This window comes from Pseudoalteromonas luteoviolacea H33-S, assembly GCF_001625695.1.
GTDB lineage: Bacteria > Pseudomonadota > Gammaproteobacteria > Enterobacterales > Alteromonadaceae > Pseudoalteromonas > Pseudoalteromonas luteoviolacea_B.
This window is the reverse complement of sequence record NZ_AUXY01000046.1, coordinates 60130-76978: the sequence shown is the minus strand read 5'-3', so window position 1 is coordinate 76978 and position 16849 is coordinate 60130. Positions and strand designations below refer to the sequence as shown.

Sequence of the window (16849 nt, the reverse complement as noted above, 5' to 3'; positions counted from 1 at the left end):
TTATTCTGACAAGTACTTTTTACTTATCACGCCAAAATTCAATGAAATGATAAAGGCGATAAGTGTCGCGACAACAAAGAGCGATAATGCATAGTGGTAGAAGCTAAACTGCATATGATCTAGAGGGATTAATTGCTGGTAAAGGATGATATAACCCAGCAGCACCCCAATGAGTGATGAAGCCAAGTATAAATAGACATTCTTTTTAAATATAAAGCTAAAGATGGCGGTTAAGTCTGCGCCAAGTTGTTTCATAATATGCAGCGAGTCGCTATGTCTTTCAGCATCTACCAGTGAGTTAGCAATGGTGTTCATCGCAATCAAGACGATGTTTAAAATAACGACAAAAAGCAGGTAGAACACGATTTTACTTAAGTCTGAAAATTCTGCGTCTAGGGCTTGTTCACTAGAGTTTAGGGATAATTGAGACACTAAGTTTGCTGGACTGTCATGCTTAACCAGTAAGGTATTTGCCTTCGTGTCATCAAGCACTATCATGATGGGATCAAAGTCAGCTTTCACTTTACCTAGATAGAAGTTACTCACGACTTGTACAATTTCAATGTTAGTCAAACCTTCGCCAAAATCGGCATAAAATTGATGGTTGATGAGCTGATCTACCTGAATATTGTCGAACAGTTTGGAAAAGGCTTGGGTGACAATGACGCGAGTTTTGCCATCGTCATTATTTACCTTGTCTAGCGCTAAGGTTGTTTGGTTGCTGCTTATTACTTCAAGCGCCAGCACTTGTGAAATAGTAGGGCCTGCAAAAAAGTAGTGGACAGGTGTGAGCTGCTCATCCAACTTTTGCTGAGCTGTTGATACCGAAATGTAATTCGCTGATTTATCGAAAGGGCGCCAACTACTCACTTCTGACACCCTACCGTGGTTGGTATTTATGTTATCTCGAATATGCGTGGGAAAACGGTCATTGTGTCCGTCTAATTTTGCGTAATGTGTACGGCTAATATCATATCCATAGTCCGCTTGTTTAGCGGAGAACAATTCGTAGGTCACACTGACAGCGACAAACATAACCAGAGCAGTGATGAGCGTTTGCATGACAATGGTCAATTGCGTCATCCAGATGGTGCTCACGCCTGCTGATCTTGAAATTGTTTGATCTTCTTGTGACGCCACAATTTTACGTATGACAAGGCAGATTATTGAAATATACATAGAGGCAAGCAACAACAACATACAGATTGAAATTATCCACATATGTGCGGTGCTTAGTATGGTTAAAAGCGGAAATTCAGCGCTGAGAAATTGCATGCCGAAATAAAAAACAGATAACGACAATACACTGGCAATAAGCAGAGATAACTTGTTGTCGAGTAATGCGCTCAGTGTAATTTGGCCATAGCTGCCGCCGATACTTAATAAGGTTTTTATGCGCTCTAAGTGTGAGATTTGGACAGAAGACACTGCACTAAAAAATCCGATGCAGCCGAGCAAAAATGAAAAACCACACACACCGTAAATCAGATATAAGCTTGACTTAGCAAATGTAGTCCCCAGTTCATCAGGTAGCGCTAAATCATAATGCAATTGGGAAATAGGGCGTTTAGATAAGTGGATAAATGAAGAGGGTGTGAAAGGGGCACCGGGTATTTGAGGGGCATTTTCTAACACAACCTGATCTAGATTTAGCGATGTATTATTGTTTAATTCAACGAACAGATGAACATGTGTGTCATACCAATTACCGTAGTGTGATTGAATCACAGGCTCAAAGGTGGAGGCAAAAGCAATCATGAGGTCTGGTTTAATTGATAAGCTCTCATCTAACTCGATTACTTGTGTAATTTGAAACCTGCCCAATTTACCTAGCTTTAGAGTTTGTCCGATGAGACTAGCTGGGTTATTAGTGAGTTGTCTGGCGAATGTGCTTGATAAATAAACCTGATTATTTTCAACAGCAGCGATACCATTTGAACTGAATGACAGCATATTAAATGCTGCTTCATCAAGTGCATAGACCTGCGCTTCTTTTATTTCAGTGGTATTGTGTAATACGTTTATTATTTCTCTATGTGTTATACCGACGCGCTTGATTTCATTAAGTGAAGATAGAGCAGGTATTAGTGCAGCTGGAGCTTGGGAGCTATTTACTTGCTCTCCATTGGGTAAATTAAATTGGGTTTCAATTTTATAAATATTACCAGTAATGCCATTATTTATTCTATTATCTGCAAATACGAATGCAATGATAACTCCGAGTAAAATAGTGCCTAATGATAGTGAAAAAATTCCTGTTATAGAGGAAAGTCCCTTTGGGCTGCTTAAAAACGTCAACATCTTCAATTCCTATTTATTTTAAGCGCTCTAATGTTGTTATTAGTTTTGTGTTTATGATTTCGTCTGAGTTTTTCGCGATACGCACGAACTCAGCCTGCTCAAAGCCTTTTGATGCTTGTTGCAGGTATTTGTGTGCATTTTCGGTGTTAAAATGTTTATAGGCTTTTTGCCAAAAGTTTCTTAATCCATACCAGGTGTAACACGCTTGAATATAGGTGTTAGGGTCAAGCATTCTGCCTGTCCAAGGTGATTTGATCGTCTGAGGGTGAAACTTGGTGGGCAAACAAGGTTCATAAAGCTCTGCAATATCAAATAGGTTATGTGTCATTTCATGCACAATGGCATCTGCAAGTGTTTCAACACTTACCTCATTGAGGTGTGGATTTATTAGCACCACAAGTCCGTTGCATATATTGGTAGATGCGCAGTTGAATATATTTTTAGTGGTGTCAAATCGAACAACGATGGAATAGATACTGGCTTTTAAAACATTAAAGCACGCTGGTGATACGGACTGGATATAATCTATTGCAGAGGTAACTTTTGGCGCTGTGTTGTCAATGAGGCATTGCGATATTCCGGTGTCACCCCAAGGAATATCTCTTTGCTCGCCGCGAGCAAGGTCGCTAAAGTAATCAATGATAATGCCTGTTTCTTTGTGCTGGTAGTTATTTTTATATGCTTTTTGTGTCAATGGGTTATAGGCTATATCAGAGCGTAAGTTCCAGATTAGTTGTGGTTGCTCGATTAAAGCACTATTTGATATTGCATGATTATCTAGTTCAGCTACTTTTAATTCGTTGAGAAAGAGTGCCTTTATATTGTCAATATAGTTATCTTTACCACGGCTAGTAAAAATGACTTTCCATAGTTTTGGGAGCTTGAAAAAATGGTATAACTCTTCAGAAGAGAAAGTATTAGAAAGCTTATCAAACAATTCTGAGAGTTCTTTGTGTGATAAAATTTCTCGTTTAAAAATATCTACCAAAAGGTCAATTTTACATTGACTGAATATATCAGCGAAATTATCGCTGTTAAATTCTAAACACTTGGGTAATTCGTTGGTGAGCGTATTCATGCATTTGTCCTTAAAAAGCTGCTAAATACAAGTATTTAACAGCATCGTTATCACGTCTTAGGTTACTTTTCGAATGACTTCGACCAGTTCCAAGCTGTGATAGGAGGCGCTACAGAAATGCTATCAACACGTGCTTGATCAACATTAGCAATGTTTAGCGTTTGATTTGAAAAGCTGCTTTTTAGCGCATCAAGTTTTTCAGAGATAGATACTTTCTCTTTTGGTGCTTCAACGATCATTTTTAATTCCTTCTTAAATTTAATTTATTTCATTGAGGAAAGTCCTCCATTTCCTTGTACATGATGTTACTTATTTGTGTCAAATCTGTATCTAATTAACAGTTTTAGTGTTTATTGTGCATGGCTTAATGAGTTTTTATGCTTATTGTTGTGGTTTTTAGCTTTTTAAATTATGGGCTACCGGTAGCATGTATACGTTTGTTTTTGTTTCAATTTCAATTTATTTAGCATGTTATAGATGTCTAGATGTGCATATTTAAAAATAACTTAAAAATTTTAGGATGTTTTTTATATTTAATTTTATGAATATTATAGTTTTAATTTTTTATTTTTTCGTATTGATTGTGATTATCATTACGGAGTTGCTGATGCGATTTAATTTATATTATTGTATTTGGTTGTGAATTTTATTTTGTTACTAGCAATAAATTTTTTAATGATACACGAGCGAAACTATAAAAATAGGAAATAAAAAATGAGTAAAATAATTTGTTATATTTGCTTTTTCTTGATCTAAATCAATGTTTCTTGTCGGTAACTTATACTTTATTCTGTGAGGGGAAATTAAAAGTAGTTATTTGATTTGTCTGTAGCTCAGTTTAGCGGATTAAATTTAACGTCAAGTTTGATAGGGTTAGCGGCTTTAAATTTGGCTATAAATCAGTTTTCATTTATATCTAGCTTGTTTTTCAAGCGCATATGTGTGAAAGGTTTTAACGCTACTTGATTCAGTTGAAAGTAAAGCAGCCAGCTTGGTTGCGGACAATAACAACTTTGCCTAATCAACTAAGGATGTTGAGTTTTTAAGGATAAAGTAATCGCTCGTTTTCTTTTGTGACTGTTTTTTCATGATTTTTTTTAATTTTCCAAGACTTTTAGCTGCCTTTGACTATGCTTGTCATAGCTGACTTTAGCTGTACTTATATTGTTTAGCTAATCTATCGAGGTGTGTTTAGGTTATGTGTTTATGAGAGTAGAATCTTCATTTTATCTTTGCACGCCTATCTCTTTTCTAATTCATGCTGCGGTATAACCGCTCAAGTTCAAATGATATGTTCACCGATTTTTTTCGGGTCATGCAGGCGCCACTATGGTGACTGCCTGCATTAATGACGTAGTTAGTTTTGTAGCGTCAAATCAACACAGTTCTGAGTGCCAATATACTGCCAGCTATTTAGGCCTTGCTGAATATGTTGTGCAGCTTGCTGCGCTGATACACCAGAAAACACTTGCTTTATGGCCTCTGCAACAAGTTGCTGGTAACTTGGAGATCCTTGGTTTAATGATGAAGCAGTAAATAGGCTCGCATCATAGCTTTGCTCATTTAATAGCTGAGCTTGTGCTTTAAGGTTTGCACTGCTGATTTGAACTTGCCCATCATAAGCTGGGATTTCATTCAGGGTATTCGCAAATAAGTTAGCGAAAGTTTTGGTTGTTGTAAAATCAAGCACTTTTTGTGCAAGAGCTGCATGCTCACTGGTGGTATTGATTTGGTATGTACCGTCAGCAAATCCATAGAACTTGCCACTTTGTCCGGGGATAGCCCAAAAGCCCACTTGGTAGCTTTTATCTATCTGATAAAACACTGAGTTTGGCCCTGCACGCCAGCCGCCATCCAATGCTAAAGCTGAGTTACCAAGCGCTTTACTGGTGCCCATGCCATGATAGTCTTGCGTTAATACGTCTTGATTAATAAAACCTTGCGCATGCCAGCTTTTCAAGGTGCTTAAAATATTTACATAGTCAGGATCTGTAAAACAAGCTTGGCCCGCAATCAGCGCTTGTGCACGTGATGCTTTCAGTAATCCCGCAGCCATGACTTCTGCAACTACTTGCGATAGATACCATTGGTCACTGGCCATTTGTAGTGGTGTAATATTTTGACGCTTCAATTGCGCAAACACACTTTCCAATTGAGCAACAGAGCGTGGTTGTGAATTTAAACCATGCTTTTCCAGTAATTTTTTATTGACTAATACCCCTTCTAGCTGCATAGCAAATGGGACACCATATATATTGCCATCGGCACCTGTCGCCGCCGGAAGTGCGTTGGAGTTAATAGAAGTTAACTCATTGCTTTGCGCAGAGATCAGGTTGTGCTCAATCAGTGGTGCCAGTGCCGCAGGACCCGGCATCCATTGAAAAAGATCAACACGCTGATTTTGCATTGCCAGCTGCACATGGGACTGATATGTATCAAAGTCAATGACTTTTACATTTACTTGGATATCGCTAAGTAAGTTTTGATTATTGATCTTTTCCCATAACAACTGCTCTTGTTGACGCCAAGTGTAAAGATCGAGTTTTTGCTTGGCACTGGCAAAGGTTGGCCAAAGCAATAGTATGATTACTAGGTATAAAAGTTTCGTCATGTTCATCTCTATTGCACCTTAAACTGCTCGTTCATTGTCACTAACGCATCAGATGCTTTATCTAGCTCATTCGCAGCTGCATTGTTATGCTGAATTTGGTCGAGCGTTTGTAGCGAAAGCTCGTCAATGTTTTCAATGCTCGTGCTTATCTCCTGAGCGGCGATATGTTGCTGTTTTGCGGCTTCCGCAATTACTTCATTGAGTTGGTGGGCGTCGCTCACGCCTTGGGCAAACTCTTTAATTTGTACGTCAATCTCCTTAGCCATCTGGGTACAGGACTGCGTATTTTGCACTGAGCTTCTAAGTGCTTGCACGGCAAGATCTGACGATTTAAGTAACTGATCAATCTTAGTTTGAATTTGCTCTGTTGAAGCTTGCGTTCGCATAGCCAGCGTACGCACTTCGTCTGCAACAACTGCAAAGCCTCGACCATGCTCTGCGGCTCGCGCTGCTTCGATAGCGGCATTCAGTGCCAGTAGGTTGGTTTGATCTGCAATGGTATCAATAACATTAACCACTTCTTCGATCTGGCGGCATTCTTTATCCAAAGAGGCCACCACATCAGCAGCAGATGTCATATCACAGCGTAGCTGCTCACTTAGGGTTTGGTTTTGCTGCACTAAGCCTTGCGACTGAGTGGCAAGGGTATCAGCTTGTGCCATAAGCTGTGTTGCCTGTACTGCAGTATCAGAAATTTCGCTCGATGTGGCGGTCATTTCAAGGACTGCACTGGCCACTTGTGTGGTCTGATCTTTTTGCTGATTTGCAATCGTGGTTGTGTGCTGTGCGCTGCTTGATAGGGTATCTACAGAATGATTGATCTGTTCTGATTGTGTCTTTATATCGGTAATGATATTAGCAAAGGCAACTCTTAAACTTTGCAGTGATTGACGTAATTGCGCAAATTCATCTTTACCCGTTACATCGATTTGCTCACCTAGGTTACCGGTTGCCAGTTTCTCAATATCTGCAACGGTTTGCTTAAGTGGGCGGCTGATACTGCGTGTAATATACAGCGCTGTCATAATACCGAAAATGAGAGTTGCGAGTGTTGCTACAGAGATCCAAGTAAAGCTTGATTCAACTGATGCGGTTGTTTGCGACTCTACCGCAGCACTAAAGTCTTGGCTTAGTTGGCTGATGCGAGCCATATCTGATTTCAGCTGTTGTAAGCCTGACTCTACTTGAGCAAGGTTACTGATCAGGACATTTTTACTAGAAAGATAACTACTTTGCAGAGATTTAATACCATCTTGTTTACCAATGATCCAAGCAAGATCTGTTGCTACAGCGCCAAGGGGAGTAAGAATATTTCGCTCGAGTGCTGCGCTCGATGAAATAGACTGAAGCTGATAGCCACTTTTAACATAATCAGATAGCCATAATTTGTACTCTTGCGATAAGGCTTGAAGTTCTTGAAGGTTATTGATCAATAAAAACTGCTTCGCGATAGAAATACCATATCTGAGCTGACTTAAAGAAGCGGTCACTAGTTGGTTTTGTCTATATTTTTTGTAGCGTTCAGTAATATTCGCAAGCTGCTCATCAAGCTGACTGATCTGTGCTTGATACTGTTTGAGTGTGGCTTTGTTTTTTAACGCCGTGCTTGCGACGCTCATTGATTTTTGTTGAGCGTTAAATACCTGTGCTTTACTGGCTTCAAATTGCTCAACAACTTGTATTTTCTCACCGTTGTTAGGTAAATTCGTGAACAGCTCTACCATTGCATCGAGCTGTTGTTGGATCTTTTTCTGATAAGCATTGATGGAACCTTCCAATCTTAACTGTTCAGAAATATCATCTGTATAGTAGTGTTGATAGACAGACAAATTAAGCTGATCAAGCTTACTTTCTACAGAGTTTACTTTTATATCAATAGGCTGAGCGACTTGGGTCACTTTTTTCAAGTTGCTATCAATCTCAGACATTCTAAAGAGAGAGAAAACGCTGATGGCAACCATTGCCAGGAGAACTACCGTGTATCCGACTGATATTCTTGATATTACGGATGCTTTGAACATGGTATGGGTAACTTACTAAATTAAATAGGTTTAAAATTTGCGCAATGGTAGCATTGTCCTTTTTAAAATAATCTAGTATTTATTCAGTATATTTAAACAAATAAATGTAATGGAACGTGCTGGTTATGTTGAGTAAGTGTTTAGTGTGTATTTGATGCGTAAAAAAGTAACGATACTAACAATACGCTGATAATAGAAAATCATTAAAAGCTAAAGATAGTCTTAAGTTGTTGCAATTCAGTGATGCTCGGTGGGGCCGTAAGGCCCCTTTCTTGCTCAATTTAGCGCTGGTAGACGATTTCTCCATCCAACAATGTCATCGTGACCTGCGTATTGGCAATTTCTTTGACTGTGCTTTCGAATAGGTTGTTATCTAGCACGACTAAATCAGCCAGCTTGCCTACTTCTATACTGCCAACCAAGTGTTCTTGTCGCATCGCATAGGCACTGTTTAGTGTATAGGCTTCGAGTGCTTGTGCGAGCGTGATAGCTTGCGGTGCTCTAGATATCGCATTACTGATCCCGATAAATGGGTTGAATGGGCTGACATTCCAGTCACTGGACAGTGTTAAGGTTGCATTGCTTTCAACTAAACTTTTAATTGGAACCAAGTCTTGGCTGCGCTCTACACCCAAAAGAGGAATGTTTTCAGACCAGTGACCAGGGTCTGTAAAGTCGCCTGCGACTTGGGCATCTGCTATCACGCCGAGTTTAGCAAAGCGGGCATAGTCAGCTGGGTCAACCACTTCTAAGTGCGTCAATCTGTGACGAGACTTACCCGATGAGGCATTTTCAATGGCATTAAGCGCTTCGTGGATCCCTCTATCACCAATAGCATGAATATTAAAATCAAACCCTGTTGGTTCCAGCGCTTTTATGTATTTTTCAAGACGTGCTTGAGTAAAGTAGTTCAGACCATTGTTACCATCGAGTTCAAGCCAGTTTTGGTGGTACGGTTCATGCATCGCAGCGGTCGTGTTGACTAATATGCCATCTACATAAAACTTGACTTGATTTACTTTCAACAAGCTATTTGGATCTGCTTGGTAAAGAGATTTTAGTTTACTTAGCTGGGCGGCATCGTTCATTTGCGGGTAAGCCCACAGACCTAAATGCGCTCTAAGTGTTAGCTTATCTTCGTTGGCAATTTTCAGCCATGTTTCCAAGTGTCCACGCTGCCAGTAGGTCCTCGCATCACTGATTGAAGTGATCCCAGCTTTGTTTAGCGCAGGCATGGTATATTCTATCAACCCAAGGTAATCGCTTTGTTGCGTATTAGTCAGCGAACGCATAGCCAATTCCATAACTTGGTTGCCGGCATTGTCGTATAGGATCCCATCTAGATTACCTTGCTCGTCTTTGCCAATAACTCCGCCAATGGGGTCTAAGCTATTTCTATGGATCCCTGCTAATTCCATTGCTTTGCTATTGAGCCACATTGAATGAGACGTTTGCTCCATAATGATAACTGGGCGGTCGGGCACGGCCTCATCTAGTACGTCAATAGGACTGTCTTGCATTTCGAGCAAAGTGCCAATTGAGTGCCCATAACCAATCAACCACTGGGCATTTGGGTTTTGAAATGCGGCGTCTGCAACAAGGTCTATATAGGTATCGGTAGACTCTGCTTCAGGAATGGTAAATTGAGTCGCATCAGATCCAGACTCCAATGGATGCATGTGTATATCATGAAAGCCTGGCATCATCATCTTGCCCTTGAGGTCAATAACTTGGGTATTTTCTCCAATATGTTGTTGTACTTGCTCTGTGGTACCGACAAAAATAATTTTATTGTCTTTGATTGCAACGGCTTGCGCCCAAGGCTTGTCTTCATTCACTGTATATATGTCACCATTTACAAACACCATGGTTGATTTATCTTGTTGCGTTTGGCTAGGTGTTGTCTCTGGCGTATTGCTTTTTATGGAATTATTGGGCGTTGGGGTTGAATCTGAGTTACAGCCAGACATACAAAGGGCAGCTACAATTAAAGGAATTAAAGACATATTTGTGACTCTCATGGTTGACTCCTGTTAGTTGGCGCTACAATATCAATGGCATGGTAACCATAAGGTAACAGTGTAGAGGTTTTATGCTTGTTTTGCTGGTTGAAGATGATAGGTCTTTAGCTGCACAATTAATCGACTTTTTGCAATGCGAAGGCATTGAAGTGGACTATGCCGCTTCGGTCTCAAGTGCAAAAGAAATTGCGGCACAAACACAAAAATATACTCGCTATGATGCGGTGATATTAGATATGGATCTGCCAGATGGGAGCGGGCTGAATTTATTGTCTGAGCATATTCTTGGTCAAGGTGTACCTGTGTTGTTTTGCACTGCGGCGACATCACTTGAAGACAAGCTGGCAGCTTTTTCAGCTGGTGCACTTGATTACATTACCAAACCATTTGCACTACCAGAGTTGGCAATTAGGCTTAAAATATTAGCTCAAAAGCAGGCCACGCTAACAACCTCGATATTTGAACTAGATAGTTTGTTTATTGATTTTTCATTGAAAATAGCAAAGCGAGGAGAGCGAGCTTTGGTGCTTTCTCCTCAGCAATGGCAACTGGTATCTTTGCTGGCTCAGCAAAGTCCAAAACCTGTGAGCAAAGATCAGATCTTAGCTCATATATGGCCAGATCAAGACGTCAACAATAATATGTATAAATCATTGGTTACCCGGTTGCGCCGTAATATATCTAAAGCAACTGAATTAGAGCTTGTTCATACTATTAAAAGTCAAGGTGTAGTCTTGAGGTGCAATGATGAATAAGCCCCAAAGCCTAGGACGTTATTTTATCCTTAGGGTAGGTGTATTCTTTCTGGTTTTTATAACTATTTGGATCCAAGTGGCGACCTGGGTCTATCATTTTGCTTGGGATGACACAACAGAGCATTACCTCTATCAAGATTTAGCATTGGTACATAGTGGACAGCTTACACTGCCTTTGATGACACAAGAGAAGTTCATCGGCTTTTTAGATGATATGCCCCTTAATTACCAAGCTGTTTTGAATATAGACGATATTGAATTTGAACATACGTTTTTATTGTCATCTGCTAATGGTGATATGTATGTCCTCAAAAGTGAAGATGATGAGGGTCGCTCATTATTTGTTATTCACTTTTTTTCTCACCAAGACTCGCCAAGTCTAGTGCCGATCTTTATCGTCTTGAGTAGTTTTATGTTAATTCCTTTAGGGTTATTAGTCTGGCGGGTTTGGCGAGCTATGAGTCGTGATCTAAACAGAGTTACGCGCAGCTTAGAGACAGATGAAGTGCCGAATGCGCGTTTTATTGAAATGTCCGAACTACAGTCGACGGTAAAAATGGCACGTTTTGCACAGCAACATGCGCAAAAACAAGAGCGTTTGTTTTCTGCATTTTTGAGCCATGAAGTGAGAACACCATTGACTCATATTCATCACAGTATGAGCCGGTTACAGCAAATTGACGAAATCCCTTTGGCAGCGTTAGACGTGCTTGATGAGCTTGAAAGAGGACAGCAGGCACTGACTGACATTGCTGATGCAGTCTTACTATTGAGTCACCCTAATAAAGCAAGGCTTGGACGCCACGCTTTGCTGCCTTTGTTAATGAGGTGGCAAACAAAATGGCGTGAACATGGCCTGAGTATAGAGCTTGTGAATGAGCACAAAGTGGGAAAGCAGGCTATTGAACCTAAACTGTTTGAGCTGCTGTTAATACAAGTGGCGAAAAACGCATTGCAACATGGTGATGGCGCGCTGCGATTAAGATGTGATGAAGATGGACTGGTGTTTGATAACACCATAAAAGCAAAGCCGATGCTCTCAGGGCACGGCCTTGGTAGTCAAATGATGTCGCAGGTCTGTGATTGTTTTGGATGGAAACTCAACGTGCACATTGATAATAATTACACGCTCAGCATTAACTGGAAACTAACTAACACCGAGCTTGGTTGATACCCTCAGATCGCCTCTACGAGTAAGCGCGTTTCAATGGTAAGTGCATTGTCATCGGTTGTTTATTCCACCCTAATACGTGTATTGACTGAGTTTGCAATGAAACACGAATTATGGGCTTGATGATGAAGCTCAGAGATAATTTGTTCATCAATTTGGCTTGCGTGATGCCAAGTGATCTGTGGCTTGAGTATCACGTCTGTGATTGCTGTTTTACCATGTGTATTTTTACCCATTACCCCTGAGGCATTATCAATATAGGATTCAATGATTAACCCTGATTGTGCTGCGAAATGAAGGAAAAATAGCATATGGCAACTGGATAGTGATGCAACATATGCTTCTTCTGGGTCCACATTATTTGGTTCTGAGTACGGCAAAGGCACAACTGAGGGGGAAGATGATGCAGCGACTTCAAGGCCACCATCGAAACGCCAAGTATGTGCTCGATTATACTTCGCGTCGGTAAAGGCTTCATTTGGTTGACGATGCCAAGAAATAATCGCTGTATGAATAGACATAGATATCCTCTGAATTTAAATTACACGCAGGCTTTGCAGTGCGATTACAAAATACTTGCTGATTATTATGAAATTGACAGTTGACATATAGAAGCGATAATAACTCAAAGTGACTTGAGGTATTTTCACATCATGAGTAATTTAAACCTCTCATTGACCGCACTGTATACTTTTTCAGTGGTTGCTAAAGAGCTTAATTTTACGGTAGCAGCAGGTATTTTACATATTTCTCCCAGTGCAGTTAGCCATCAAATGAAGTTGCTCGAATCTCAATTAGGTATGAGCTTATTTCATCGCAAGTCAAAAGGTGTGATCTTAACGCCTGAAGCTGTGCGCCTTTATGAGCATGTAAGTAAAGGGTTCAATGTCCTAGAGCATGGGGTCGTTGCAGCTCGTCGTTCGACTCAAGTTAAGAGAATCGTACTGGCAGTGATCCCGTCGTTACTTGAGCATTGGTTAATTCCAAAGTTGGGAGAATTCTACCAATGCTACCCCCATATCGAACTAAACCTAATTGCACAAGATCAGCTCATTGACTTTAATTGTCACCATGTAGATGCGCATTTGCACTTTGGTCATGGGCAATATCAAGGGCTTAATTGTACTCGCCTTGCATCTGAATGGGCTTACCCTGTTTGTTCGCCAAATTATTTAAAAGCGCTGGACGAAGATGCTCCTTTGCTAAGTTATCAAGGTGGAATGGAAGACGCACCTGGTTGTATTAATTGGCAAACTTGGCTTGAACAGCATTATGTTGACGGTATACCTAATCAAAACATTAGAACATTTAGCCATCTTGGTCATACATTAACTGCGGCTAAATATAGTCAAGGTATTGCACTGGGCTGGCACCACATTGCCATTGAAATGTTGGCTCAAGGTGCGCTCGTCAAATTACCTTATGAACCTATGTTAATGCCATTTTCATACTTTTTTGTCACGGACCAAAACACCTGCAATAGTGAGGCACTAACGTGTTTACTTACCTGGCTTAAGCTTAAATTCATTGAATCATCACTGAAAATTGAGCCAAATTGATCGAAAATTAGCAAATCGCATTAAGATTAATCGTGTGCTTTTTAAGCCACCATAAAGGGGGGAGAATTATTTATATTTAATAATATCAATAGCTTGTGGTTTTAAAATTTGCTAAAAATTCAATTAAATTATTATTAAATAATTCATTGTTGCTTTTATATCGTCCAAAGATTGCAATTTGCCCTCAATGTATGGCTAAATTTAGTGTACAACTTTTAACAGTTTATGGTGTCTAATTAATTTAGATTACAGCGTTAACTGTTGGATCAAGGAAGCGCAATTTATTTAAGGCCTGAATTAGAGGTGTAGGTATAAGATGTCTCAAACAAAAAACAATATAGCATTAGGCGTTGCATCAGCGGCACTAGCGCTGGCGTTGTATTCTCATTTCTCAAGTGACCCTAGTAACCAACCCTTGCTTGCTGAACAGCCACAATCTCAACAGCAATTTGTCCGCACTCAAGTTGACAGTGCTCAACTTGAGGTGAATGACAATCAAAGCTACGAAGATATGGATAACAGTGCTTTAATCGCTCGTATCGAATATCTAGAAGAGCGTCTACTAGACATTGAAAATCAAGCTTTCGGCACTGGTGCATCGAATGGTGCGATGGAAGAAACTATTCTTGCAGTGCTTGAAGAGAAAGAACGTAAAGATAGGCAAAAAAGAAGCGAAGATAATCCTGTTTATGGGTTTTACGAAGATTTGCCGAAAGACTATGACTTGAAATTAAAGACTGATCCAGAGTATGCGTCTCAGGTAAGCCAAGATTTAAGAGGCAAGGTACTTGACCAAACTTTAACACCGCAAGAGCGTCTCTCTGCGATGGGACAATTACAAATGAATATGTACATTCTTAATCGAACACAAGGCGAAATGTTTGATTATGAGACTGTGGATGCCGTCCTTGAAATTAGTAGAAATAGTGCTGATGATAAACTTAAGGTACAAGCTTTGGAAGTGGTTGCGCACTCACCTGTTGTGGATAGCCGTATCGCGAAATCTTTACAAGATATTATTGAAAAAGAGCCTAATAAATATATGAAAACCATGGCTGCGGAAGGTCTGATGGGTCAGTATTATCAAGCCGGTGAAAGCGATCCAGAAGTGAAGCAGCAGTTGGCGAACGATATTTTAACAATGTACGACAACGCAAGTAGCTCTGAAGTTCAGGCGGTCATGCAGCGATTGATCAGAGACGACGAGTTACTACAACAAATACGCAGAGATGCTGGCAGGTAATTGGTCATTGTTACTTGTTTAAATATGAATAAGATAGGGCGCTACTTCACGGCATGTGTCGATGTTGTGAAGTAGTCACGATAAGGAAATAAACATGAGCTATGTTTTGCTGTTTTTATGCGTGATTGTATGCTTATTTTTTCTCTCGCCTTTTTATAAAAAAATGCTCTCAGTTGTAAAAGACATGGATGCAGAGTTCTCGGCCGGCGTTAAAAAAGAAAGCGGCTTTAAAAATGGTGCAGAGGGTAACTTCTTTATTGCGAAGTTTTACGTTATGTTGTTGCCACTAGCATGCCATGGCATCGCGTCATTTTTACTTTATCTTGTCGCATCTAAGTTATTTTTATAGTCTGAAATATGTTCAATTTGAAGGTGAAATTGAACAACTTTAAATCTTGTTTGCTCAAGCAGGGTCTAAATAAAAAGCAGCAAAGGTTTTTAATCGTTTTATTGGTGATCAGTGCGTTAATACCGATTTATACCCTCTTTGTTGCATTCGAAAATCGTTTTTTAGAGTTTGCATGGCAGTTACGGCATTGGCTTGTTATTGGGCTTTTGCAATTAGCTTGTTACATGGTACTTGCATTACATGTGATAAAGGGCAGACAGGCGTATTATGTGACTGTCTGCTTTAGCATCATTTTATGCTTGTCTCAGTTTATATTTGCTAGCTTGATGATAATACTTAGTGTTTCTGAATTAAGTATATAAACAATGGCTGGTTACTGTGACTTGAACTTTTGGGTAGTGTAACTGTTTGAATTAATCTTGGTGTTTATCGATATGGCCGAGATCGCGACTGGGATCTAACTTGTCTCTCACACGCCTTTTAAGTTCTTTGGCTTCTGGAAAGCCGTTATCTTCTGTTCTGCACCAAATCAGTTCATCATTATAATAAACCTTGAATACGCCTTTACTTGCAGGTGAAAGTGACACTTCTTTAAGATCATCGCTAAAAGTTGATAATAGCTCTTGGGCTAGCCAACCACTTCGGAGCAACCATTGGCATAATACACAATAGTGTATGGTAATTTTGGGTTTGTGCATGTGAGTATCACCGCTTATTTAGTGTAAAATTATGTAAGAGCATATGAGGCTTTACTCTCCTTCGCGCTGAGCATTTTGTACGAATTCAGAATAAATTGTGTCTTTGATGAGTCTATCTGGAGTGAAGGCATAATAGTGCTGATAGACGTTTTCAATGCTACCAATAAATGTTACGTCATAGTGGCGTTCTATCTCTTCTCTGATTGATAAAGGGGCTGGGAATATACCAAACCCTTGCTGACCAAGTGATTTCATTAGTGCACTATCGTCAACATGGCCTGCAACAGACATATTGATCCCGAGATCTTCAAGCCAGTATTGAATCGCATTTGTTACTGGGCTAGCTTTAGCGGGCAGGATGATCGGCATATCTTTTAAGGTACTTGGGAAGTTTTTACTTAATTTTGCGTAGTAGGCCGAATTTCCGTACAGTCCAAGTTGGCTTTTACCTATTTCATGACAAAATGCTTTAAAAGGTGTCGAGCTATCTAACGGTTTATCTGCGAGGACTAAATCAATCTTATGTGTCGCCATTTGGGCTAATAATTCTGATTGCTGTCCATCAATGCAGTGTAAATTTGTAATACGTTCATGTTTGATCAGTGGAGACAACCACTTTGAAACGAGAGATTTAGGTAAAGCATCAGAGATCCCCACCTTTAACGTGCGATTTATGTTATCAAGGTCGCCGCGTGTCGTCTCTAGCCACTCTTCCGCAACATTGAACATATCATTGGCATATTGCTGGGTAAGTTGGCCATATTCAGTTAGCCTTAGTCCTCTGCCTTCTCGAAAAAATAGCGGTTTTCCTAACCTTTGCTCTAAACTCGTTATTTGCGCGCTGATAGTTTGCGGTGTTAGATGCAATACCTTACTGGCGGCAGCAATGCTACCCAGTTTGCTCACTTGCCAAAAGTAGTAGAGGTGGTTGTAGTTAATATTCATCATACTTCGTAAAATTCGATGTCTAAATAAGATTTAATCAGCTTTTATCTTTGATTCCACCTTAGTAGATTTAACTTAACGGCGCAATCATTTATTT

General features: G+C 40.0%; 15 protein-coding genes. 6 read left to right on the top strand and 9 right to left on the bottom strand.

The window, feature by feature from the left end:
* From darB to N477_RS03480, 6 genes are all read right to left on the bottom strand, one after another.
* Positions 1–2301: a darobactin export ABC transporter permease subunit gene (gene darB, locus N477_RS03500; RefSeq protein WP_063364330.1), complete on the bottom strand. Its 2301-nt coding sequence runs from the start codon at positions 2299–2301 to the stop codon at positions 1–3.
* Positions 2302–2314: 13 nt separating this feature from the next.
* Positions 2315–3379, bottom strand: coding sequence for a hypothetical protein (locus N477_RS03495; protein ID WP_063364329.1), 1065 nt, complete (start codon positions 3377–3379; stop codon positions 2315–2317).
* A gap of 62 nt (positions 3380–3441) precedes the next feature.
* Positions 3442–3618: a darobactin family peptide antibiotic gene (darA, locus tag N477_RS25885; RefSeq protein ID WP_155731785.1), complete on the bottom strand. Its 177-nt coding sequence runs from the start codon at positions 3616–3618 to the stop codon at positions 3442–3444.
* 1118 nt (positions 3619–4736) lie between these two features.
* Positions 4737–5990, bottom strand: coding sequence for an extracellular solute-binding protein (locus tag N477_RS03490; protein ID WP_196760571.1), 1254 nt, complete (start codon positions 5988–5990; stop codon positions 4737–4739).
* A gap of 8 nt (positions 5991–5998) precedes the next feature.
* On the bottom strand, positions 5999–8011 hold the full coding sequence (locus N477_RS03485; protein ID WP_081216646.1) for a HAMP domain-containing methyl-accepting chemotaxis protein: 2013 nt from the start codon (positions 8009–8011) through the stop codon (positions 5999–6001).
* Positions 8012–8292: 281 nt separating this feature from the next.
* Positions 8293–10032, bottom strand: a complete 1740-nt coding sequence (locus N477_RS03480; protein WP_063364326.1) for an amidohydrolase — start codon at positions 10030–10032, stop codon at positions 8293–8295.
* Between the two features lie 71 nt (positions 10033–10103).
* Between N477_RS03480 and N477_RS03475 the strand changes: the two genes are divergently transcribed.
* Entirely contained in the window at positions 10104–10787 is a 684-nt protein-coding gene (locus N477_RS03475) for a response regulator transcription factor (protein WP_063364325.1), read from the top strand.
* Positions 10777–11958 carry a sensor histidine kinase gene (locus tag N477_RS03470; protein ID WP_155731784.1) on the top strand — a complete coding sequence of 394 codons (1182 nt, stop codon included), beginning with the start codon at positions 10777–10779 and terminating at the stop codon, positions 11956–11958. The genes N477_RS03475 and N477_RS03470 overlap by 11 nt, the downstream gene beginning before the upstream one ends.
* A gap of 62 nt (positions 11959–12020) precedes the next feature.
* Here the strand turns inward: N477_RS03470 and N477_RS03465 are convergent, their stop codons facing one another.
* Complete coding sequence (locus N477_RS03465; protein WP_063364323.1) at positions 12021–12479, bottom strand: OsmC family protein; 459 nt, start codon at positions 12477–12479, stop codon at positions 12021–12023.
* Positions 12480–12611: 132 nt separating this feature from the next.
* On the opposite strand from N477_RS03465, the gene N477_RS03460 reads away from it, so the two are divergent.
* The 4 genes from N477_RS03460 to N477_RS03445 all read left to right on the top strand — a co-directional run bounded on the left by N477_RS03460 (position 12612) and on the right by N477_RS03445 (position 15471).
* Positions 12612–13517: a LysR substrate-binding domain-containing protein gene (locus N477_RS03460; RefSeq protein WP_063364322.1), complete on the top strand. Its 906-nt coding sequence runs from the start codon at positions 12612–12614 to the stop codon at positions 13515–13517.
* 316 nt (positions 13518–13833) lie between these two features.
* A complete protein-coding gene (locus tag N477_RS03455; RefSeq protein WP_063364321.1) occupies positions 13834–14760 on the top strand; it encodes a hypothetical protein in 927 nt (308 codons plus the stop codon).
* A gap of 94 nt (positions 14761–14854) precedes the next feature.
* Entirely contained in the window at positions 14855–15109 is a 255-nt protein-coding gene (locus N477_RS03450) for a hypothetical protein (protein ID WP_063364320.1), read from the top strand.
* 29 nt (positions 15110–15138) lie between these two features.
* A complete protein-coding gene (locus N477_RS03445; RefSeq protein ID WP_063364319.1) occupies positions 15139–15471 on the top strand; it encodes a hypothetical protein in 333 nt (110 codons plus the stop codon).
* A gap of 51 nt (positions 15472–15522) precedes the next feature.
* Here N477_RS03445 and N477_RS03440 read toward each other — a convergent pair whose 3' ends face one another.
* Together N477_RS03440 and nhaR are read right to left on the bottom strand one after the other, a co-directional pair.
* On the bottom strand, positions 15523–15807 hold the full coding sequence (locus N477_RS03440) for a SelT/SelW/SelH family protein (RefSeq protein WP_063364318.1): 285 nt from the start codon (positions 15805–15807) through the stop codon (positions 15523–15525).
* Positions 15808–15858: 51 nt separating this feature from the next.
* Positions 15859–16752, bottom strand: coding sequence for a transcriptional activator NhaR (nhaR, locus tag N477_RS03435; RefSeq protein ID WP_063364317.1), 894 nt, complete (start codon positions 16750–16752; stop codon positions 15859–15861).
* Between the last annotated feature and the right edge of the window lie 97 nt (positions 16753–16849).

What these genes read in the sequence shown, in the direction of transcription:
- N477_RS03460 (WP_063364322.1), top strand. Translation starts at nt 12,612, where the DNA reads ATGAGTAATTTAAACCTCTCATTGACCGCACTGTATACTTTTTCAGTG.
- N477_RS03480 (WP_063364326.1), bottom strand. Translation starts at nt 10,032, where the DNA reads ATGAGAGTCACAAATATGTCTTTAATTCCTTTAATTGTAGCTGCCCTT.
- N477_RS03450 (WP_063364320.1), top strand. Translation starts at nt 14,855, where the DNA reads ATGAGCTATGTTTTGCTGTTTTTATGCGTGATTGTATGCTTATTTTTT.
- N477_RS03455 (WP_063364321.1), top strand. Translation starts at nt 13,834, where the DNA reads ATGTCTCAAACAAAAAACAATATAGCATTAGGCGTTGCATCAGCGGCA.
- darB (WP_063364330.1), bottom strand. Translation starts at nt 2,301, where the DNA reads ATGTTGACGTTTTTAAGCAGCCCAAAGGGACTTTCCTCTATAACAGGA.
- N477_RS03470 (WP_155731784.1), top strand. Translation starts at nt 10,777, where the DNA reads ATGATGAATAAGCCCCAAAGCCTAGGACGTTATTTTATCCTTAGGGTA.
- N477_RS03485 (WP_081216646.1), bottom strand. Translation starts at nt 8,011, where the DNA reads ATGTTCAAAGCATCCGTAATATCAAGAATATCAGTCGGATACACGGTA.
- darA (WP_155731785.1), bottom strand. Translation starts at nt 3,618, where the DNA reads ATGATCGTTGAAGCACCAAAAGAGAAAGTATCTATCTCTGAAAAACTT.
- N477_RS03495 (WP_063364329.1), bottom strand. Translation starts at nt 3,379, where the DNA reads ATGAATACGCTCACCAACGAATTACCCAAGTGTTTAGAATTTAACAGC.
- N477_RS03490 (WP_196760571.1), bottom strand. Translation starts at nt 5,990, where the DNA reads ATGACGAAACTTTTATACCTAGTAATCATACTATTGCTTTGGCCAACC.
- N477_RS03465 (WP_063364323.1), bottom strand. Translation starts at nt 12,479, where the DNA reads ATGTCTATTCATACAGCGATTATTTCTTGGCATCGTCAACCAAATGAA.
- N477_RS03475 (WP_063364325.1), top strand. Translation starts at nt 10,104, where the DNA reads ATGCTTGTTTTGCTGGTTGAAGATGATAGGTCTTTAGCTGCACAATTA.
- nhaR (WP_063364317.1), bottom strand. Translation starts at nt 16,752, where the DNA reads ATGAATATTAACTACAACCACCTCTACTACTTTTGGCAAGTGAGCAAA.
- N477_RS03440 (WP_063364318.1), bottom strand. Translation starts at nt 15,807, where the DNA reads ATGCACAAACCCAAAATTACCATACACTATTGTGTATTATGCCAATGG.